Source organism: Hymenobacter sp. FMD4, from assembly GCF_058932745.1.
The window spans coordinates 32,766-53,404 of sequence record NZ_JBZYWH010000016.1 but is presented as its reverse complement, the minus strand read 5'-3'; the positions used below and the strand labels follow the sequence as shown (position 1 = coordinate 53,404).

20 protein-coding genes are annotated in these 20,639 nt (G+C 58.4%); 9 read left to right on the top strand and 11 right to left on the bottom strand.

Annotated features, from left to right (window positions below; all coding sequences use genetic code 11):
• Positions 1 to 13: 13 nt before the first annotated feature.
• Positions 14 to 415: a hypothetical protein gene (locus tag AC5FXY_RS14850; RefSeq protein WP_493557481.1), complete on the bottom strand. Its 402-nt coding sequence runs from the start codon at positions 413 to 415 to the stop codon at positions 14 to 16.
• A gap of 349 nt (positions 416 to 764) precedes the next feature.
• Between AC5FXY_RS14850 and AC5FXY_RS14845 the strand changes: the two genes are divergently transcribed.
• On the top strand, positions 765 to 1,019 hold the full coding sequence (locus AC5FXY_RS14845; RefSeq protein WP_493557480.1) for a hypothetical protein: 255 nt from the start codon (positions 765 to 767) through the stop codon (positions 1,017 to 1,019).
• 56 nt (positions 1,020 to 1,075) lie between these two features.
• Here AC5FXY_RS14845 and AC5FXY_RS14840 read toward each other — a convergent pair whose 3' ends face one another.
• Positions 1,076 to 2,620, bottom strand: a complete 1,545-nt coding sequence (locus tag AC5FXY_RS14840; protein WP_493557479.1) for a tetratricopeptide repeat protein — start codon at positions 2,618 to 2,620, stop codon at positions 1,076 to 1,078.
• Positions 2,621 to 2,827: 207 nt separating this feature from the next.
• Between AC5FXY_RS14840 and AC5FXY_RS14835 the strand changes: the two genes are divergently transcribed.
• The 4 genes from AC5FXY_RS14835 to AC5FXY_RS14820 all read left to right on the top strand — a co-directional run bounded on the left by AC5FXY_RS14835 (position 2,828) and on the right by AC5FXY_RS14820 (position 5,840).
• Entirely contained in the window at positions 2,828 to 3,586 is a 759-nt protein-coding gene (locus AC5FXY_RS14835) for a hypothetical protein (RefSeq protein ID WP_493557478.1), read from the top strand.
• Between the two features lie 7 nt (positions 3,587 to 3,593).
• Positions 3,594 to 4,235 (top strand): hypothetical protein, encoded by a 642-nt coding sequence (locus AC5FXY_RS14830; RefSeq protein ID WP_493557477.1) that lies wholly within the window; start codon positions 3,594 to 3,596, stop codon positions 4,233 to 4,235.
• Positions 4,236 to 4,372: 137 nt separating this feature from the next.
• The gene (locus tag AC5FXY_RS14825; protein ID WP_493557476.1) at positions 4,373 to 4,945 is read left to right on the top strand and encodes a hypothetical protein; all 573 of its coding nucleotides are present in this window, start codon (positions 4,373 to 4,375) and stop codon (positions 4,943 to 4,945) included.
• Positions 4,946 to 5,036: 91 nt separating this feature from the next.
• A complete protein-coding gene (locus AC5FXY_RS14820) occupies positions 5,037 to 5,840 on the top strand; it encodes a DUF1206 domain-containing protein (protein WP_493557475.1) in 804 nt (267 codons plus the stop codon).
• Positions 5,841 to 5,912: 72 nt separating this feature from the next.
• Here the strand turns inward: AC5FXY_RS14820 and AC5FXY_RS14815 are convergent, their stop codons facing one another.
• Together AC5FXY_RS14815 and AC5FXY_RS14810 are read right to left on the bottom strand one after the other, a co-directional pair.
• Positions 5,913 to 7,148, bottom strand: coding sequence for an NAD(P)-dependent oxidoreductase (locus AC5FXY_RS14815; protein ID WP_493557474.1), 1,236 nt, complete (start codon positions 7,146 to 7,148; stop codon positions 5,913 to 5,915).
• 146 nt (positions 7,149 to 7,294) lie between these two features.
• Positions 7,295 to 9,244 carry a beta strand repeat-containing protein gene (locus AC5FXY_RS14810; protein ID WP_493557473.1) on the bottom strand — a complete coding sequence of 650 codons (1,950 nt, stop codon included), beginning with the start codon at positions 9,242 to 9,244 and terminating at the stop codon, positions 7,295 to 7,297.
• Between the two features lie 351 nt (positions 9,245 to 9,595).
• Here AC5FXY_RS14810 and gcvP point away from each other — a divergent pair, with 351 nt between their 5' ends.
• On the top strand, positions 9,596 to 12,496 hold the full coding sequence (gene gcvP / locus AC5FXY_RS14805; protein ID WP_493557472.1) for an aminomethyl-transferring glycine dehydrogenase: 2,901 nt from the start codon (positions 9,596 to 9,598) through the stop codon (positions 12,494 to 12,496).
• 75 nt (positions 12,497 to 12,571) lie between these two features.
• Here gcvP and AC5FXY_RS14800 read toward each other — a convergent pair whose 3' ends face one another.
• Together AC5FXY_RS14800 and AC5FXY_RS14795 are read right to left on the bottom strand one after the other, a co-directional pair.
• Positions 12,572 to 12,865 (bottom strand): hypothetical protein, encoded by a 294-nt coding sequence (locus AC5FXY_RS14800; protein WP_493557471.1) that lies wholly within the window; start codon positions 12,863 to 12,865, stop codon positions 12,572 to 12,574.
• Between the two features lie 85 nt (positions 12,866 to 12,950).
• Complete coding sequence (locus tag AC5FXY_RS14795; RefSeq protein WP_493557470.1) at positions 12,951 to 13,247, bottom strand: SH3 domain-containing protein; 297 nt, start codon at positions 13,245 to 13,247, stop codon at positions 12,951 to 12,953.
• A gap of 218 nt (positions 13,248 to 13,465) precedes the next feature.
• Here AC5FXY_RS14795 and AC5FXY_RS14790 point away from each other — a divergent pair, with 218 nt between their 5' ends.
• Positions 13,466 to 14,074, top strand: coding sequence for a DUF4136 domain-containing protein (locus tag AC5FXY_RS14790; protein ID WP_493557469.1), 609 nt, complete (start codon positions 13,466 to 13,468; stop codon positions 14,072 to 14,074).
• A 197-nt stretch (positions 14,075 to 14,271) separates the two neighbouring features.
• Complete coding sequence (locus AC5FXY_RS14785; RefSeq protein WP_493557468.1) at positions 14,272 to 16,683, top strand: T9SS type A sorting domain-containing protein; 2,412 nt, start codon at positions 14,272 to 14,274, stop codon at positions 16,681 to 16,683.
• Positions 16,684 to 16,838: 155 nt separating this feature from the next.
• On the opposite strand, the gene lipA is transcribed toward AC5FXY_RS14785, so the two are convergent.
• Both lipA and AC5FXY_RS14775 read right to left on the bottom strand, forming a co-directional pair.
• On the bottom strand, positions 16,839 to 17,741 hold the full coding sequence (lipA, locus tag AC5FXY_RS14780) for a lipoyl synthase (protein WP_493557467.1): 903 nt from the start codon (positions 17,739 to 17,741) through the stop codon (positions 16,839 to 16,841).
• Between the two features lie 93 nt (positions 17,742 to 17,834).
• Entirely contained in the window at positions 17,835 to 18,698 is an 864-nt protein-coding gene (locus AC5FXY_RS14775) for a hypothetical protein (protein ID WP_493557466.1), read from the bottom strand.
• A 21-nt stretch (positions 18,699 to 18,719) separates the two neighbouring features.
• Here AC5FXY_RS14775 and AC5FXY_RS14770 point away from each other — a divergent pair, with 21 nt between their 5' ends.
• Positions 18,720 to 19,127, top strand: a complete 408-nt coding sequence (locus tag AC5FXY_RS14770; RefSeq protein ID WP_493557465.1) for an OsmC family protein — start codon at positions 18,720 to 18,722, stop codon at positions 19,125 to 19,127.
• A 270-nt stretch (positions 19,128 to 19,397) separates the two neighbouring features.
• Here AC5FXY_RS14770 and ytxJ read toward each other — a convergent pair whose 3' ends face one another.
• The 3 genes from ytxJ to AC5FXY_RS14755 are packed head-to-tail and all read right to left on the bottom strand — an operon-like array spanning position 19,398 to position 20,523.
• On the bottom strand, positions 19,398 to 19,736 hold the full coding sequence (ytxJ, locus tag AC5FXY_RS14765) for a bacillithiol system redox-active protein YtxJ (protein WP_493557464.1): 339 nt from the start codon (positions 19,734 to 19,736) through the stop codon (positions 19,398 to 19,400).
• On the bottom strand, positions 19,736 to 20,074 hold the full coding sequence (locus tag AC5FXY_RS14760; RefSeq protein WP_493557463.1) for a hypothetical protein: 339 nt from the start codon (positions 20,072 to 20,074) through the stop codon (positions 19,736 to 19,738). The genes ytxJ and AC5FXY_RS14760 overlap by 1 nt, the downstream gene beginning before the upstream one ends.
• Positions 20,075 to 20,088: 14 nt before the next feature.
• Positions 20,089 to 20,523: a hypothetical protein gene (locus tag AC5FXY_RS14755; RefSeq protein ID WP_493557462.1), complete on the bottom strand. Its 435-nt coding sequence runs from the start codon at positions 20,521 to 20,523 to the stop codon at positions 20,089 to 20,091.
• Between the last annotated feature and the right edge of the window lie 116 nt (positions 20,524 to 20,639).

The window sequence follows — 20,639 nt, the reverse complement described above, 5'->3', positions numbered from 1 at the left end:
ATCGGGCTGACTGCTAGCGCGAGAGCGTGGAGCCCAGCTTGATGAGCAGCTTGCCGAGCTGGGCCAGCGGTGGTCCGTAACCAGCGGAGGCGTCATCGGCCACTTTGCTGGTTTCGGCGCCCAGGGTAGCCAGGGTTTCGGCCACGGCGTGGGGCTCGGTGTCGTTGGAAGTAAGCTGCTCGCGAAGCGTAGCCAGTTCTTGGATGATTTTGGCGAGGCCCGTTTTTTCGCTGGCGCGGAGCACTTCCGTCCACCGGTCGATTTCGGTAAGGCCGTACTGGTTGGCTTGGGTAGGCACCCCGTCGTTCAGCAACGCCAAAGTGTCATCGATCAATGCTGAGTGCTGGCCGTCAGTAACTTCGAGAGGGGCTTGAAATTCAGGCGTATGAGCAGGCGTGGGCGTGAGCGAATCCATAAGAACAGGTCAGAAGGGAAAACAATCCGAATGAGGCGACAGCCGCTTGGTATACTAGCCCTGATTCTAAAAAGTTGAGGTCTTCTGCGTCGACCTTGTGGATTTTGGTTTTCCTATAATGGCGCCGTCGGTTCGGTTGCTGAGGAGCAGGTCTCCAACAGATCAGCAGTAGCCCTTACCAACGCATTCGGACGAAAATAGAATAAAGCAGATTCAACCATACGCTTGCTCCTGCCGTAAGCTGTGCTGTTTTACGCCTCATTCTCACCGGTTGCGGCCGCGTGCGGGTTACCTTCTGACTGATAATAGCATTAACCCCTGATCAGTCCACCAAAACAACCTAAATCCCATGAAAACGACCTTCAAAACTTTGCTGGCAGTAGCCGCTTTTGCCGCTTTTGCCACTACCTCTTGCAGCCAGAAAACGGAGGATAACGCCGAAGCAGCTACCGAAAATGCCGTTGATGCCACGGCTAACGCAGCTGAAGATGCTGTTACCCCGGATGGCGACGGCCAAAACACCGTGGCTCCCGAAAACGGCGACACCGCAGTGGTGCGCAACCGTCCCGCTGATGGTGTAGTAGAAGAAACTCCGAAGCAATAGTATAACGCTTGCTTATAGCAAAAAGCCCGCTTTCCTACCGGAAAGCGGGCTTTTTGCTATGCCGTTACGACTACTCCGGCGGGTGGGGTAGCGGCTAGCTCCACCAGCTCGTCGTAATATGGACGGCCCAATGCCCGCGCCTGGAGCCAGGCGTAAAAGCTAAGGGCCTGCAGGTCTTCACGCTCCAGTGGATGAAAGCGCGGTAGCTCGCCGATACGGGCCGCAAACTCTGGCTGTTTTGCCGCCCGCGGATCGGCAATGATGTCGCGCACCAAGGCCAGGTAGCTGAGCACGTAGCGGTACGTGCCGCCGTCGTGCCCGAACCGGTCGCGCACGAGGCGTTCTACGGCCCGTAGCCGGTGAGCGGCCACGTCGGCGTTGCCCATTTCCAGCTGGGTGAGCAGCTCGCCCAGGTTTTTGTTGAGCAGCCATTCTACGCCCATTTTCTCTTCGCACCAATGGTCGGAGCGGCCAATGGCCATCAGCACCTGACTGGTGCGCTGGTACTGGCCTTCGGCGAAGTAATGAAAGCCCAAGCCAAGACGAGCCGTGAGCTGGTCGCGCGGGGTGAGCGGGTGCGTGCGCAGCAGTTCTTCCAGCAACCGAATGCTCTCGCTGTTGCGCCGCAGAAAGGCCAGATTGGCCGCCAGCAGGAAAATGTACTTCGGATAAAACTCGTTTTGGTGGCTGCGCGGCCCCGTGCTCAACAGCTGGTGCAACTGCTCCAGGTACTGCACCGACTCCTGAAAGCGACGGTTGCGGTACAATGCGTGCGCAATCATATACAACAAGCCCAACTGGTACTCGCGGTGCGCGGGCTGAAAGCCGTGGCGCTTTTCCATAAGGTGGTAGCAGCGCCGCACGAAGGGCTCGAAGGAAGCAAAGTCGCGGCGCACCAGCATGGCCGATCGGGCAATGGACAGCAGGCGGTACAGCAAGGAAGGCCGGCGAGCAAAAGCTTCCTGCAAATCGTACTCGCGCAGCACATCCTGCATGATCTGATCGAAGGCGGGTGCCGAGCGGCCCAGGGCACGCGCCTGCTGCAGACGCTGACGCATGAGGCTGTAGGCAATGGCTGCGCGCTCCTCTTCTTCCGCAGCGGGCTTGTTGCGGTTGCGCCGCCGGATTATATCTGCCAGCGGCTCGGCATGCTCGCTGTGCGCGTGCTCGATCTGCAGGTTATAAACGGTGTTGAGCAATTCGTACTGCTCGTTTTGGCTGGCTAGCTTTTCGGCTTTGCGCAAGGTGGCCCACGCCAGCCGGGGAATGCCGGCATCAAAAAGGTATTGGGCTAGACTGAGCTGCCCGCGCACAGTGGAAGCCGCAGTGAGGTCTTGGTCGCGCTGCTTGAGCAGCAGGTAATCGGTGACTTGGCGCAACAAGCGTTTGCGCAGGGCATAATAAGCTACTGCATTGGGCTCGTCGGGGTAGAGCTTCTGCAACAGCTCGGCGGTTTCGTATTCACGCTTTTGCCATAGCAGTTCGCAAAGCTGCGCGTCTTTGCGGCCCTTTTCCTTGCGGCGCTGCCGCTGCAGAAAACGCAAAAACTCCTTTCGGTCATCTGGGGAGAAGGTGGCAAGAGTGGTACGTAAGTCGTCCATAGAGCAGTGGCTGTTAACGCCTCCCAATGCTACGAAACTTTTGGCTATATCTTAATATCCTTCAGTGCGGCAATTGCAAGCTGAAATACAGCCAATTATATCACCAATAACATCTTTACAAAGTCAGATAACGCCAATAAATGTCTGCTCACTGGAGCCAAGGCGCGCATACCTTTGGAGCAGTAGTCACGGCCTTTTTTGAACTGTATGATAACACGCCTACTCTTCCTGACGCTGGTTCTGCTGCTGAGCACCGTTAGTCAGGCGCAAGACATCCTTACCAAAACTAATGGCGACGAGCTGCAGGTGAAGGTGTTGGAAATCAGCCCCACGGAAATCCGTTACAAGCGCTTCGACAACCCCGACGGCCCGCTCATCATCATGCCCAAAAGCGAGGCATTTATGATTCGCTATGCGTCGGGTGTAAAGGAAGTGTTCGGACTGCCCAAAGGCCCGCCGGCCATCACGACAGCACCCGCGCCCGCATCGCCTACTACCGGCCCACGGGTGCCCGGCGACGATCCATCGGCCCACGATGGTGTGCACCTGAGCGGCCCACGTGTAGGCGCTGTGGTGCTTACCGGCGGGGTACGCCGCAAGGCCGAAGAAACCTACAATCTTAACCCGTTCCTGACTTTGTTTGGCTGGCAATTTGAAACGCGTCTGTTTCGAATGAACAACGGCATGGCCGGCCTTTTCGAGTTTGTGCCGCTGATTGGCGGATTGGAGCAAGGCAAGTTTGTGCCAAGCATCAACGGTCTGCTGGGCCTGCGCACGCCCAAAGGCTTTGAGCTTGGGATGGGCCCCAACCTTACCCCGACTGCCGTAGGCATCACGCTGGCAGCGGGGGCCACCATTCGCAGCAGCAGCGGCGTCAACTTCCCGATCAACCTAGCAGTGGTGCCCGGTAACGGCGGCGCCCGCGTGAGCTTACTCGTGGGCTTCAATACCCGCAGCCGCTACTAATACTTCTATGAAACGACTCCTTTTAGCTCTCTTACTACTGCCGCTGTTTACGGCCCATGCTCAGCAGCCCACGGCTCCTACTGTTACAACCGACGCGCTGCTACGCACCGATGGCGCGGAACTAGCTGGCCGGGTGCTGCTCATCACGCCTGATGTGGTGCGCTTGCTACCACTCATTGAAGGCACGGTTTCGCCTGATACCCTGACGCTGGCCCGTGCCGACGTATTTCTTATTCGCTTTGCTGATGGCCGTAAAGAAGTACTGCAGACACCAGCAACAAACGTGGCCACTTCCCAAACCGCTGCAGATCTAAAAGCGCAGGGCAAAGCCGATGCCCGCACCTATTACAAAGCATCTGGCGCTTTTTGGGGAACCTACGCGACCACCGTAGTCCTCACGCCTGCCTCGGGCCTCGGCCTAGTAGCAGGAGCGGGTACCGCTACCGGCCTTGCCGTTACGTCACCCAAAACCCACAACCTACGCGCCCCTAACCCTGAACTACTCCTCGACCCAGCGTACAACGAAGCTTATCGGCGTGAGGCTAAGCGAAAGAAGGCAGGCAGCGCCTTTGGAGGCTACGCAGCTGGGTTGGGAACGTGGATGGTGGCAGGTGTTATCATAGTTATTACCAGCTTTCGTCACATGTAAGCAGCTCAACTTTGATACCTTGGCTGCGTACAACAAGCGTATGCCACAGAAGGCCCTGCGGTACTATACGTGGGGCTTTTTTGTACTTGTTAGCTTATCAAAATACAGTTCTATTCCCACGGTTTAAGACTTATCGAATGCGCATCACGCCGGACGAGCTGCACACCCTGGGCAATAAGGCATTGATGCGCTTGCCCAAAACCGCTTTCTTCTGTTCGCGCGATTATCCTTCTGTAATTGAGCGACCTGTATACCTCTGGGCGCTGGAGCAGCGCTACCGCAGTCAATGCATCCTTTCGGGCTTTCACTCGCGGCTGGAGCAATCGGTGTTGCGCTACTTGCTGCAGGGCGACTGGCAGCCGATCATCTACGCCTTGGGCCGTGGCATACAGCCCAGTACCCGCTTTGAATACGAAGTTCCGGTAATGGCCGGGCGGCTGCTGTTCATCACGCCATTTGAGCCGGAGGTGCACTCGATAACCCAGGATACGGCCGATATCCGCAACCTGCTCGTGGCCGATCTGGCCGATCAGTTCTTTATTCCTTACCTCACGCCCGGCGGCAACTTGGCCCGGCTGCTGCAAAGCGAGCTGCTCCACAACAAACCTATCTTGACCCTAAACCTCCCCGAAAACCAACCCCTTTTTCACCTGGGTGCCAAAGTGTTCCAGCCGCGCATATTGCTGGGCCGAAGCCCAAATTCACGCTAACCCCATTGAGCTGTTGCTGCGTATGCTAGGTATTCAGTTTCGCATACACCACACAACCATGGCAACCCTAAGCTCTCATATTCCTCGGCATTTGCCCACTTCGCCATCCGACGGCGTTCGTACGCTGGCCCGTTTCGGCTTCGCTGCTAAAGGCATTGTGTACTGCGTAGTAGGCGGCCTGGCCGTCATGGCCGCCACCGGCATGCAAGGCGGCAAAATAGCAACCCAGCATCAGGCCCTGAACACCATTTTGGAAATGCCGTTTGGCCGCTGGCTGCTCGGCTTGGTGGCCATCGGGCTTGCCGGCTATACCATTTGGCGGCTGGTTCAGGCCTTCCGCGACACCGAAAACCACGGCAGCGATGCCAAAGGTTTGGCCCGACGCGGCGCTTACCTCCTCAGCGCCCTCATTCACGTTGGTTTCGCATACTACGCCGCCCGTACAGCCCTTGATGGAGCTGCTTCAAGCCAAGGCGGTAATACGCAACAGTCGCTTATTTCCACGCTGCTAGAGCAATCGTACGGCCAGTGGCTGCTGGGCCTTATCGGCCTGATTGTCATCGGCACGGGCATATACCAAATCATTCGGGCTTATTCCGGCAGCTTCGCGAAGGAAATCAATACCAGCCGCTTGCCAGCTGATCAGCAACGGCTGGTGCACCGCACCGGTCAGCTGGGCCACACGGCCCGCGGCATCGTGTGGGGCATCATCGGCTACTTCCTAATTCAGGCCGCCATGAACTCCAATGCTGCCACCGCGCAAAGCACCGAAGGTGCATTCAGCTTCCTTGACTCACTAGGGCCTGGGGTGCTGCTGGTAGTAGCGCTTGGTTTTGTTGCCTATGGCATATACATGCTGGTACGGGCCAAGTACCCGATCCTACGGGGCGTGTAGGCCCACCCGTAGCTCAACAAAAAGGGCACCCGGTTCAACCGGGTGCCCTTTTTGTTGAGCTACGGGTGGCGGCTAATGCATCTGTGTCACTACGTCTTCACCTACATAGTCACGCAGGTACTCGTAGCGCGGGGTTAGGTGGCCAGCGCGGGCAATGGTGGCCCGCTCGATGATGCCATCGGGGTCGGACCCGAACAGATGCGGGAACACGTTGTCGATCAGCTGGCGTCCGAAGTCGCGCGAAGCGTTGCGCGGCAGTTCGCAGGGCAGGTTGTCGACGGCCATGACGGTGAGGTTGAGGGGGTGCGAATACGGGGCCTCCAATTCCCCAGTACGCGGGTTGTAATCAAAGGCCGGCTCGGGGATGCTGGTGCTGCGCTTGGTGACAGGAACAGAGCCGTCCACGTCGCAGGTCACGTCGGCAATGGTATTGATGCGGAAGTTGGGCTGACGCGTGTCTTCCTCCGTGAAGAGCTTGGGCGCTTTGGGGTCCCAGTAAGCACAGGCGATGAGCAGGTCGGTGACGGGCAAGAACTTGCTGAAGGTCGACATGTACTCCTCCGGATGGCGGTGGAAGTCGGGCGTGTCCCATACTCGGCCATCTTTGCGGGCGTTATAATCGGAGGAGCGCAACTGCGTGTACACCGGCTCGTCGAAGTCCAGGTACAGGTAATCGTACACGCTTACGCGCCGGATACCCATTTTATCAAGCACTTGCAGGGCCCCTTGGGCTACCCGGCCCGAGCCCGTTACGGCCATCTTGATGGGTGGCAGGGCCCGCACCTTAAAATACTCCTCTTGCATGTCATCGAGGTCGGTGCAGAGGTAGGCCGGCTTGAGCTGAAAGAGGTTGTGCTTGCGCCCGTAGGTCAGCAGCCCATTATAAGCTCCCACCACACCGGCCCAGTAGCCGAAGGCCACAATTCGCTCGCCCTTGGCGTTGGTCAGCACCTCATAGTCGACCAACGTAATGTTCTTCTGCAGAACGGCCCGTAGCAGTTTGCGGTTGGCGGGCTGCTTCTTAATGGTGTGCGAGAAGAAGCAGTACGTTTTGCCGGGGATGAGCTGATCAATTGGCACTTCCTTCACACCAAGCAGGATGTCGCAGTCCGTCACGTCGGGCTGCACCTGAATGCCCAGGTCGGCGTATTCGCGGTCGGCATAGCTGCGAATGTCACTGCTCTGAGCTACTACCTGCACCTGCGGCCAAGTTTGCTGCACTTCCACGCACTTCTTGGGCGTAAGCGGCACGCGGCGGTCGACGGGAATTTTGCCTTCGCGGATGAGGCCTAGCTTTAGGGTAGTCATGGGAGAATGCGTTCAGGTGGGGATGGGCAAAGCTAAGATTTTAGCTCAGATGGCCTGCGAAGTAGCTCATTGGCACTACCAAGGCTATAATAAAACACCCCACAGCCTTTCGGCTGCGGGGCGGTAGCAAGTTGCCGAGAAAGAAGTTAGTTATTGGCATAGTTGACCTCGAGCCAGTCGGTGCCGTTCCAGATTAGCGTGATGGTATCGGCGGGCCCGAGGGAGCGACTGCCGTTGGTGTTGGCATTGGTTGAGCCCCCGTCGCCCACTTCAAAGTTGTTGCTGGCGCCGGCGTTTTCCATGATAAGCAGTTGCCCGACTTGTAACCCGTCCGATAGGTTTACAGTCCGGCTGGTAGCGGTGTTGTTGTCTGAGGTAAGGCGCAGGTACGTCCGGTCCCCTACCGTTACAGTTTGGTTGTCACCTGTCAAGGAGGTAGTTGATGCCGCTGTTCGCACGCTCAGGGCCCCGTCGATGTCGAGTTTGGTGGCAGGCGCCGCCGAACCTATTCCGACTCCAAGGCCGCCGTTCACATTAAGATGAGCTGTGCTGAAGTCGCCGTACACCAGCGGGGAGGCGGTATTGCTGTTGGCCACGTAGAGTTTGTTGCTGCCGGTTTCGTTGCCGCCCGCCGAATAGCCGATGAACACGTTGCCGCTGCCCGCGCTGTTGCTGGCCCCGGCCAAAGAGCCGATGGCCGTGTTGGTGCCGCCCGTTGCAATCGAAGTCAGCGAGTTATAACCCACGGCGGTATTGTCACTGGCGGTTGAGCTGGCATCTAGCGCATTGGTACCCATCGCGACGTTGCGCGTACCCGTTGAGTTTGCCGACAAGGCGAAAAAACCAACTGCCGTGTTATCGGCCGCCGTATTGGCCGACAGCGCCCAAGAACCCACCGCCACGTTTTGGCTGCTTGTCTGCAGGTTGGTCAGCGCATTATAGCCGATACCGATGTTGTCATTGGCCGTGGTATTGGCATCCACCGCATTGCTGCCTATTGCAATATTGCGTGTACCCGTCGAATTGGCAAGCAACCCCCGGTGCCCCAAGGCAACGTTATCCGAGGCAATGGTATTATTTTGTAATGCTGCAAAACCCAATGCAATGTTGCGGCTGCCAGTGGTATTATTGAATAATACCTGCCTACCGAGGCCTACACTATAAGTACCGGTACTGTTGGCGGTTAGTGCCGCGTAGCCCATCGCAATATTGTCGGAAGCTGTGCTGCTGGACAAGGCATAGTACCCCATGGCGATATTGTCGCCCCCCGTTTGATTGCCTGATAGAGCATTCACGCCCAGACCGATGTTCCGGGTCCCGGTCGTATTGGAGGTAAGTATACCACTACCGACAGCTACGTTCCCCCCACCTGTGGTATTGGCAGTCAGGGCGTTGAAGCCCAAGGCCACGTTGGCACTTCCCGTCGTGTTGACCGCAAGCGCAGCGTAGCCAATGCCGACATTGGCATTAGCAGTGTTGGCCGCCAGGGCATTGTACCCGATGCCCACGCTGTTGGACCCGGTGCTGCTGCTCATCGCCTGTCGGCCAATGGCCACGTTGTTGCTGCCCGTTGCATTGGTTTGCAGGGCATTGTAGCCGACGGCTACGTTGGCATTGTCCGTCAGGTCATCGGCAGTCCCGGCGTTTTCGCCCAGAAACACCGATTGCCCGGAGTTCATTACCTGCAAGCGTCCGCCACTGGTAATCTTCAGGTTTTCGATGCCGGCAATGTCGATGCGCACGATGTCTTCGTTGGCATTCTTTTCCGTCTGCACTTTGGTGTTGTTGTCGGCGTCGGCAATCTGGGTGGTTGAGCCGGAGGCTAGTTGCGTCCAAGCCGTGCCGTTATAAAACCAGAAGGAAGTGGTCGTATTGTCGTACACGAGCAAGCCCGTGGCAGGCGAAGTAATGGCCGTGCGCTGGGCGGTGCTCATGCGGGGAATGAGCATCCCTTTGGAAGTCGACTTGACATCAAGCATGGCCGAGTTGTCGGCGCTGCTGTTGTCAGTGTTGATGCTGACCCCCTGGGCAGAGGCGGGCAATGAGCCGCCGAATAGCAGCATTAGAAAGCCAAGTTGGAGTAAAGGTTTGCGCATAGCGTGGCAAAGGAGGGTGTGCAGCGAGGGTTCAGCATTAGCAGCAAACACCCTATCCTTCAAAACAAGCGGATTTTACCGGCATTCAGCTAGACTATCGATAGAATTATATATTCTAATGACCAAACAGGCCTGTTCATAGCCCGCATCCTTCGTTGCGCGCCAGTTACTAGTCTCTACCGAATCCGGTTCCGGCACTCATTTTTCAGCCTCTTGCCGCCATAGTGACGAAGAATATGAACGTGGCCGCACAAATTCGCCTTCATTTTGGTTTAGGGGGAGTCATTCATTTCGACCTACCTTTGTTAGGGCCAATTCAGGCCGCATTCCTGCCAACCATCCATTCCCTGTATGAAGCTGTCTTTCAAGCCTGCCGACGTATTTGTTGACCGCCATAATGGTCCTGATGCTGCGGCTGTGGCCGAGATGCTGCAAACCATCGGCGTAGCGTCGGTGGAGCAGCTGATTGATGAAACCGTGCCGGCCCGCATTCGGCTGAAGCGCGAGCTGAATCTGCCCGCAGCTCTCACGGAGCGGCAGTTTCTGCGGAAGTTCAAGCAGATTGCCGGCCAGAACAAGGTGTTCCGCTCCTTTATCGGCCTGGGTTACCACGACAACCAGATGCCGCCGGTAATCCTGCGCAACATCATGGAAAACCCCGGCTGGTACACCGCTTACACGCCTTACCAGGCCGAAATCGCGCAAGGCCGTCTCGAAGCCCTCATCAACTACCAGACGATGGTAATTGAGCTGACCGGCCTCGAAATTGCCAACGCCTCGCTGCTCGACGAAGGCACCGCCGCCGCCGAAGCGCTGAACATGTTCCACGGCCTCACCAAGAAAAAGAACGCCACCAAGTTCTTCGTCTCGGAGCAGGTGCTGCCCCAGACCCTGGACGTGCTGCGCACCCGCGCCACACCGCTGGGCATTGAGCTCATCGTGGGTGACCACCGCTCGGCTGACCTGTCCGACGAAGCCATCTTCGGCTCGATGGTACAATACCCCGCCGCCGACGGCGAGGTGTTTGACTACACCGACTTTATTGCTCAGGCGCACGAGCGCGGCCAGTTTGTGGCCGTGGCCGCCGACCTGCTCGCCCTGACCCTGCTCACCTCGCCCGGCGAGATGGGTGCCGATGCCGTGGTGGGCAACTCCCAACGCTTCGGCGTGCCGATGGGCTACGGCGGCCCGCACGCTGGCTACTTTGCTACCAAGGACGCCTACAAGCGCGTGATTCCCGGCCGTATCATCGGCCAGAGCGTGGACGCTACCGGCGGCCGCGCTTACCGCATGGCTCTGCAAACCCGCGAGCAGCACATCCGCCGCGAGAAGGCTACGTCCAACATCTGCACCGCGCAGGTCCTGCTGTCGGTTATTGCCGGCATGTACGCCGTGTACCACGGCCCGGAGCGCCTGAAGCAGATTGCTGCCAACGTACACCTGCTCACCCGCCAGCTGGCTACCGGCCTGCGGGAGCTGGGCGCCGAGCTGCTGGTGGAAAACTTCTTCGACACCGTATCGGTGAAGCTGGAAAGCCAAGAGCTGCAAGCCGCTGTGAAACGCGAAGCCGAGGCACTGGAAATCAACCTGCGCTACTTCGGCGAAAGCAACGTAGGCATCTCGCTGCACCAAAACGCGGAGGCCCAAGACGTGGCCGATATCCTGAGCGTATTCGGCAAGGTGCTAGGCAAGTCGGTTGCTGCGGCGGCGGAAACGCCAGCTGAAACTGAGCTGACCTGGCCTAAGAGCCTGATTCGGACGTCGGAGTTCCTGCAGCACGAAGTATTTAACACGCACCACTCGGAGCACGAGCTGCTGCGCTACATGAAGCAACTGGAGAACAAAGACTTGTCTTTGACGCACTCCATGATTGCGCTGGGCTCCTGCACCATGAAGCTCAACGCCACCGCCGAGATGATTCCGGTGACCTGGCCCGAGATTGGTCAGCTGCACCCCTTCGCGCCGCTCGATCAGGCCAAGGGCTACCAGCAGATCTTCGAGGACCTGGAAGCGTGGCTGTGTGAGGTAACGGGCTTCGCGGCCGTTTCGCTGCAGCCGAACTCCGGCGCGCAGGGCGAATACGCCGGACTGCTTGTCATCAAGGCTTACCACGATGCCCGTGGCGACCAGCACCGCAACGTAGCGCTGATTCCGGCTTCGGCCCACGGCACCAACCCCGCTTCCGCTGTAATGGCCGGCATGCAGGTGGTAGTGGTGAAAAGCACCGAAGAAGGCAACATCGACATCGAAGACCTGAAGCAAAAAGCCGCTCAGTACGCCGATAAGTTGAGCTGCCTGATGGTAACCTACCCCAGCACGCACGGCGTGTACGAGGAGGGCATCATCGACATCTGCAACATCATCCACGAGCACGGCGGCCGCGTGTACATGGACGGCGCCAACATGAACGCCCAGGTAGGCTTGACTTCGCCCGCCAACATTGGGGCTGACGTGTGCCACCTGAACCTGCACAAAACCTTCTGCATTCCTCACGGCGGTGGCGGACCCGGCGTTGGCCCCATTGGGGTGGTAGCTGATCTGGCCCCCTACCTGCCCGGCCACGTGGTGGTAGAAACCGGCCGCAAGGAAGGTGCCGTATCGGCGGCTCCCTGGGGTTCGGCCAGCATTCTGCCCATCAGCTACGCTTACATCAACATGATGGGCGGCGAGGGGCTGAAGGCGGCTACGCAAACTGCTATCCTGAATGCCAACTACATCAAGGCCCGCCTGCAGGAGCACTACCCGGTGCTGTACGCCGGCGAAAACGGCCACTGCGCCCACGAAATGATCCTTGACTGCCGTCAGTTTAAGAAAGCTGGCATCGAAGTAGAGGACATTGCCAAGCGCTTGATGGACTACGGCTACCACGCGCCCACCGTGTCGTTCCCGGTAGCGGGCACGCTGATGGTGGAGCCCACCGAGTCGGAAAGCAAGGAGGAGCTGGACCGCTTCTGCGAGGCCATGATCAAGATTCGCGAGGAAATCCGCGCAGTTGAAGAAGGCCGCGCCGATCAGAAGAACAACCTGCTGAAGCACGCGCCGCACACCGCTGCCGTGCTGCTGGCCGAAGAGTGGACGCGCCCCTACTCGCGTGAGCAGGCCGCCTACCCCACCGACTTTGCCCGCCGCTTCAAGTTCTGGCCTTCGGTGTCGCGCATTGACTCCGCGTTTGGCGACCGTAACCTGATCTGCGCCTGCACGCCCATCGAGGCGTACGCCGATCAGGAACTGGCTGCAACCGACAAGGCTTAAGCTTTTAGCCGACTGGCCATAAAAAAGGCCCGCTACCGGATGGTGGCGGGCCTTTTTGCTGGGTGGTGGTACTGGTTATCGACCGAAGCAGGTACGGTACATGTAGCCCGTTTGCGTTTGGCCTTCGGGGGTGGTTACCCGAGCTTTCAAAAAATACGTGTCGATGGTGTCCATTACTTGCACTTCCGTACCGGAGGTAACAGTCATGAGCTGGGCCGACTCCTTCTTCATGCCGTCGTACAGAGCGCACTCTACCACGGTGTTGTGCGCTACGGGGGCCCGGTTACTCCGGGACGAGGAGCCGTCGTCTTTGGCCGCGCTACAGGCAGCTAAAGTCAGCAAGGAAAGGAAAAGTAAAGATTTGTTCATACAGGGTGGATTACGTCGGGAATATAAGCAAATAAGCCGAGCGGTTTGCCTTGAATTTGGCTTTTGCCAGGATGTCTAGCTGGAATTATCGTCCGCTCAAACAGGCTTTATACATGTAGCCCGTCAGCATTTTGCCATCCTTTTTCATCATGGCCCGCACAAAGTGCGCGTTTGACGAGTCTAGCACCTGCACATTGGCTCCAGCGTCAATCATGGTCAGCATTTCGGATTGGGTACTGGCCTGCGTGTAAAGGCCACAGGTGGTGCCGGTAGTACGGCTTACGGGTTCCTTCGGGATGTGCGGAATGCGGGCCACGTCGTCTTTGGAAGTGACGCAAGCTCCTAACAGCAGTGAAAGAGCAGGAAGAAATAGGCGTGTCATAAGAAGGGAAAGAGCAGGGGGAAAAGATGGGTTTCAATATGTACAAAAAACAGCATTATATCAAAATTCAATTGTCTTATTGCCTTTCAACAATCTTGTGCATATCCAAGAGCCAGGGAACGTCCGGCAGGGTGTTAATGTTAAATAAACAAGTAGAAAAAGCCCCTTGGCGTACCGCCAGCGGCGATTCATCTGCTCTCCAGAACCTGCACTATCCTATGAAAGCTCTCACTCAGTTTTTGACACGTCCCGTAGCGCTGGTGGCCCTTGGCTTGGCAGTGCTGCTTGGCTCGGCTGGCTGTGCCTCCGTGCCCCGCGTCGGCGTAACGTCTGACTTTGACCACGCCGTTAACTTTCGCGCATACAAGTCCTGGGCTTGGTACCCCGAGCAGCCTACCGATGCTGAAGGCGGTCCGGCCAAAGGCTACAATTCTTTCTTTGATAAGCGCATGCGCCGTTCGGTAGAAGCCGAAATGGTACGCAAGGGCTTGGCCAAGGTGGAGAAGAATCCTGACGTCTACGTGGCGTATTCGGCCCGCGTGGAGGATAAGCAACGCACCAATACTGCGGTGCCTTACGGTCCATATGGGTGGTACCCTTACTGGGGCTTCGGCTGGGGCCGTGGTATGTACCAGCAGCCTGTAGTGGAGTACAAAGCCGGCAACATCATCATTGACATCATCGACGCCAAGCGTAAGGAACTGGTGTGGCGCGGCTACGGCCAAAGCCAGGTAGACCAGCCTAACTTGTCGGATGAGGAAGTAAACCGCATCGTAACGGGCGTGCTGGGCACCTATCCGCCCGATGCCAATACTGCTCGCCGCTAATCGGCTCCGCAACCCTTTTGGGCAGCCCCGTCAGCTTCTGGTGGGGCTGTTTTTATTTGAACTGATGCCGTGCGAGTTAGCCAACGTTCATTCGCCGCATCGTGCTGGCTTCACCAGCAGGGAACGACTGGCTCAGCTTCATTCCCCACCGAAAGGCTAATTTTGCCCTATTCGAGCCGGTCTCTTATCTCTGCTTTATGCTTTCTACTGTACTGCGGCGGCGGTTATGGCTGCCCGCCATGCTGGCGTTGGGGCCAGTTATGGCCCAAGCCCAAACCACGATTTTTACCGAAACTTTCGAAGGCAGCGGTTTCGGCTCTTTCACGGCCGTCAATGGCAGCCAGACCAACCAGTGGGTGCTGGGCTCGGCAGCTTCCAATGGCCCTAGCATAGCTGGTAGCAAGGCGCTGTATATCAGCAACGACAACGGCACTACGCACGGCTACAACCCGGCCACTACTTCGGTGGCACACTTTTACCGTGATGTGATGCTTCCTGCCGGCCAAGATTTCTTTGAGCTGACTTTTGATTGGAAGAATCTCGGCGAAGGCCTGGATCGGGATGTACTGCGGGTGTACCTGGTGCCTACCAGCTTTACACCGGTGGCCGGTACGGTGCCTACGGGCGCCGGCGTAGTACCGATTACGCCGGTTGGCTTGTATCAGCAGGATGGCTATGCCCGGCTGGTGCTGCCCTTGCCCGGCGGTGGCACCTTGGCAGGCACCACGCATCGGCTGATCTTCACCTGGAGCAACAACTTGATCAACGGCACGCAGCCGCCCGCAGCCGTCGACAACATCACGCTGAGCGGCGGCACCGCGCAGCCGCTCAGCGGCGCGTACACCATCGATGCGGCGCAGCCGGCCAGCGCCACCAATTTCACTAGCCTGGCCGCCGCTTTTCAACGCCTCAACCAGACGGACCCGGCCGGCGCGGTAACCTTTGATATTCCGGCTGGTCAAACTTTCGCCGAACCACTTCCGCCGCTGCTGGCGAGCGGCACGGCCACCGGGCATATCCGCTTCCGCAAAACGGGTACTGGCCCCAACCCGGTGGTGGAGGCCAGCACCGGGGTAGCCGCCATTGACCTGGCCGGTACCGATTACGTTACGTTTGAGGGCATCGATGTACGCGCTAGCGGCGCGGGGCCGCTGTATGGCTACCGGGTACGCAGTTACTCGGTCACCAACGGAACGCGTGGCATCATCATTCGGGATGCAGCCGTCACGCTGAACCGGGCCACCCCTGGCTCGGTGGGCGTGGTGCAGACCACCAGCTTGTCGGCCGGGGGCATAGCGCCTACCGATGTCGCGGGCACCAACCGTGGCAACCTGTACCAGAACTTGGTAGTCAGCAACGCAAGCAGCGGCCTGTGGCTGCTGGCCAATGCGGCAACTTTCCCCGACGCCAACACCGAGGTGGCCAACGTAACCATCGGCAACGGCACGAGCGGGGACATCAGCGGCAGCGGCCTCGGATACGGCTTGCGGCTGGAACACCAGCGCGGGCTGCTAGTGCACGACAACCTAGTGCGCGGGGTCGAATCGATCAATGCGGCTACTTTCGGCATCTTCACGCTGGGGCTACAAGGCTCCGGCGGCAGCACTTGTCGCCTTTACAACAACCGCATTGCCGACATCCGCTACAACAATCCCACCAATACCGGCACGGCTATTTCCGTCAACGGACTGGTGCTCGACGCCGCCGGCTCCGCGGGCCCCGTCAACGTAATGGCCTACAACAATATCATTCAAGGGTTGGTCCGGGACTTCGCCGGCACCACGGCACCGACCCTCCGCCTGATTCGGGGCCTGCAGGTAACTGCCAGTGGCCCCACCGGCAGCCAAATGGGCGTGTGGCACAATACCGTACTGGTAGACGCTGGCCCGGCACTGATCAACAGCACCGCCTTTGAGTACAGCGGTACGGTAGCGACAAGTGGCCCCGTGGACGTGCGCAACAACATTTTCGCCAACGTAAGCGGCGCCCGCAGCAGCGGCAAACACTACGCCTACTTCACAGCGGTAGCCGGCATTGGCCCGAATGGTTCCGTGGCCAACCACAATGACCTGTACCTCGCCACGGCCACCAACGGCTTCGTGGGCCGCACCACGGCCGGTGAATACGCCACGCTGGCCGACTGGCGCACGGCCACCAGCCAAGAAGCCAATGGCTTGTCGGTAGACCCGCAATTTGCCTCAGTCACCTTGCTGCGTCCTTCCAATGCAGTCCTGGACAACCGCGGTACCGCCTTGGCGGAGGTGACAACCGATGTGACGGGTGCTTCGCGAAATAGCAGCACTTCTGACATTGGCGCCTATGAGTTTACGGTGCTGTCGACGCACGTGCCACGCGCTACTGAGCTAGGCTTGTCGGCTTTTCCGGTGCCCTTTGGCAACCAGTTGAACGTAACACTGGCCCGCCCGCTGCACAGCGCCGCTACGCTGGAACTACTCAATGGCACCGGCCGCGTGGTGCGCAGCATTCGGGTAGCCCCGGCGGTACAGCAGTTTTCGTTTGATGAGTTGCAGGCGTTGCCCGCCGGTCCCTACTTGCTCCGCTTACTTACCGCCGATGGTCAACAGCAAACCAAGCAACTCGTGCGCTAAACGTTAATCGGCACTGTTCTTTTACCAAGCCCCGCCCTTTGTGGCGGGGCTTACTTTTCTATGGTCTTTCGCCATGTCGCAGTCACTAATCCACCAAAAAAAACACCGCCCGGCTCTATTGAACCGGGCGGAGTATATGTCTTAAAAGCAGAATGCTAGATCGGCACGTTTACGTGGCGCTCGGCGTGGTAGCTAGAGCGCACTAGCGGGCCGCTTTCCACGTACTTCAGCCCCCGGCGCAGGCCTTCTTCCTTGTAATGGGCGAAGAGGTCGGGGTGAATGAACTCGGCTACTTCGATGTGGCGCTTGGTAGGCTGCAGGTACTGGCCCAGCGTCAGGATATCAAGGCCATTGGCTACCAGGTCGTCCATGGCTTGGTACATCTCGTCCTTGGTTTCGCCGAGGCCCAGCATGATGCCCGACTTGGTGCGCTTGCCGGCTTCCTTGGTGCGACGGATCTGCTCGAGGCTGCGGTCGTACTTGGCTTGGGGCCGTACGAGGCGGTAAAGGCTGCCCACGGTCTCGATGTTGTGCGACACCACTTCCTGGCCACCGGCAATCATCGTGTGCAACGCTTCCCAATTGGCTTTCACGTCGGGAATCAGCGTTTCGATGGTGGTTTCGGGCGAGAGCTGCTTGGTTTGCACCACGGTTTCATACCACACGCTGGCGCCGCGGTCCTTCAGCTCGTCGCGGTTGACGGAGGTGATTACGGCGTGTTTCACGCCCATCAGCTTGATGGCTTCGGCCACGCGGCGCGGCTCGTCGAGGTCGTACTCGTTGGGGCGACCCGTGGCCACAGCGCAAAACGAGCAGGAGCGCGTGCACACGTTGCCTAAAATCATGAAGGTAGCCGTGCCGGCGCCCCAGCACTCGCCCATGTTGGGGCAGTTGCCGGATTCGCAGATGGTGTGCAGCTTATGTTCGTCCACTAGGCGGCGCACATTAGCGTAGGCCGGGCCCACGGGCAGCTTCACGCGCAGCCAGTCGGGCTTGCGGGGCTTGGCCGGAGCAGCCGCTTCGGGCTGAATGACGGGTAAAGTCAGGAGAGTATCCATAATACAAAGGTAGTCGGTATCGGGTAGTCGTTGGTCAGAAGTTGACCGCCAATTACCCGATACCGACTATCAACCAGCAGCTAGCTGCTGAGGTTATTTGCGCTGACCGATGTACAAGGTCACGTACACCGATGAGAAGATGTTGTTGTTAATCTGGTCGTCGGGCGTGTTCAACGCCCGCAGCACGGTTAGACGCTTGGTATAAGCTTCCAGCAGCACGCCGGCCTCCAGGCCCGCCACGGCGTCGCGGTAACGGCCGTACTCAAAGGTGAAAGCTCCGCGCACGTGGGCACCGACATTAGGCTTCACGTCGTTGATGCCGGAGAACAGCGGCGCCCGATCGTAAATGCGGTTGTTATCGAGGTGCTTAACCGGGTCGTACTGCTCAGCCCGAATGTCTTCGGGCGGGTTGGGGTTGCCGGGGTCGGCACGCGGCGTGTAATCGTAGTACACGTAGTACGGCATTAGCAAACCCAGCGAAGGGCCAGCGCCCAAGAGGCCATTTACCTGCACGCCCGATTCAGCCGCTTTGCGGAAAATCACCCGTTGCACGCCCACCGTGGGGCGCAGCACAAACAGGTAGTTGCTTTTGCCGGTCACGTACACGCCGCCCACGTAGGTTTGGCGCCGCTGCTCCTTGCGGTTCTTGACTTCTACACCCTCCAACAGCCAGAAGCGCGCCCAATTGTCATTGAGCATGCGCGTGGAGCGAATGGCAGCACCGCCAATCAGCCCCGCGTTAGAGTTGAGGTTGATACCGTAAGTGAATTCTTTATCGTAGAGAGGCCCTTCTTGGGCTTCTTGTGCCCGCGCAGCAGGAGCCAGGGCCAAGCCCGCCGCGAGCAACAAACCAGTAGAAAGTAGCGTGCGCACGGCAGTGGTGGCTGGCAGGTCAGAAGAAAGGAAGCAGCGCCCCCCGGGCAGTGCCTCTCCGAAAGTACGTAAATTTGAACGCATACGTCTGTAGATTTCTAAAATATGAGCACTGCCACCGCCCGCTATGCCGGCCAACTGCGTACCGAAGCCACTCACGTAGCCTCGGGCACTACCATTCAAACCGACGCTCCGGTAGATAACCACGGACGGGGCGAAGCATTTTCACCTACCGACCTGGTCAGTGCCGCGCTGGGCTCGTGCATGATGACCATTATGGGTATTGTAGCAGAGCGGCACGGCTTGAACCTTACCGGAGTAACATTTGACGTGACCAAGCACATGACTTCCGAGCCCCGGCGCATTGCCGAAATCGGGGTCAATTTCAGCATGCCTGCTGGCCTTTCCCCCAAAGAGCGGACGCTGCTGGAAAATGCGGCGCGTACTTGCCCCGTTGCTCTAAGCTTGAACCCGGAAATACGTCAATCGGTTCAGTTCACGTACGCAGGTTAAGTGGCTTCGTTGCAGGGCGTCACGACGCCTTGTGGGCCTGACCCACGTCCCCTATACCGTAAAGAGGGGAGCCAAACGTTAGCAACGATTGCAGCGGCGGTGGTTAACGCCTCGGCGGCTGCTTCGGGACCGGACATTTGCCAATAGAAGAAAAGCCAAACGGGGCCGCCGAACCTAAGTTCAGCGGCCCCGTTTGGCTTTTCTAAAACCTAGCTTTACGCTTATTACAATGCCGCGTATAGGCGAGGCAAGAAGCGGAAATTGAGGTCCTTAAGCCAGCTTTTTCTTGATTTCGCCGAGCTGAATGCTCATGTGCGAGGCGTCGTAGCAGCACTCCCCACCCTGAATCAGCAGCAGTTGCGGCGACTCGTGCCGAACGCCGAACTGCTCGGCAATTTGGTTGGAAATCGGCCGAAAACGCAGCAGATCGAGGTAGTACGGCTTGACGTTGTCAAGACCTGCATCAGCCCACTGGCGCTCCAGCCGGCTCTTGGCCATGGCACTGATAGAGCAACTGGTGCTGTGCTTGAAAATCACAATTGGCTGGTCGGCCGATTCGCGCACGATGTCGGTGAGCTGCTCAGGCTGGGTAAGCGGATGCCACTGCATTATTCGGGTAGTTTGGTTTTTTTCTTCGACTTGGACAAGCCTAATCCGACGCGCTGCTTCGGGTCACTGACGCGCGGCGTGCCGGTATTGTCGAACTTGTAACGTTCACTGCCGTTGATTGGGTTTCGCTTCTGGGCATTGCTTTCGCCAGCGCGCAGGTCGCGCTTCTCCACTGCGAGGTGACTTTTGCGCAGGTCTTCAGCCGCAGGATACTTCCGGGCCTCGCGTAAGGCCTTGCGCGCCGCCCGCTTGGGCGATTCATCGGTGGTTTGAGCCGACGCGGAGGCAGCAGAAAAGGCCAGCAACAGGCCCAGTAACAAGGCGTAACGTGGTATCATAAGCGGATAAAGAATTATTCGTCGGCGGCGGGCTCGGCCGCTTTGGCCTTGGCACCGCGTTTGGCCTTGCCGGTCTTCGAAGTGGAAGCGGGCCCTCTTCTCTTATTGAACGAAATCCATGGCCAGGCGGGAATGCGCACGCCCAGCACGAATTTGTCGCCGGGCTTGGGTAGGCGGCGGCGCTTGTACTTGGGCTTTTTGAGCAGGCCGTTTTTGTCGTAGCCGTTTTTCTGGACTTTGGCCGGCTCACTGCTGGTGTCGCCGGTAGAGCCATCGGCCATTTCAGCCGCGTCGGGGTCCTTCTTTTTAGTCTTCTTGGTTTTCTTAGTTACCGGTCCTTGCGGATTGGGAATACGGTACGGCCGGCAGCCTTCCAACGCGGGGCCCAGCAGCAGCACCAGTATCAGCAAACGCCAGCCCATGCGGCGCACACGAAGCAACTCAATCACGAAAGGCAGCGGGTAAGAAAGTCTAACTCAGTCCGAAAAATACAAAGGAAGAAGTTAGGAGCTAGCAGTCGGGGGGCGGAAGTGCAGAATACAACCATGCTGCACTGTCTTCCTCT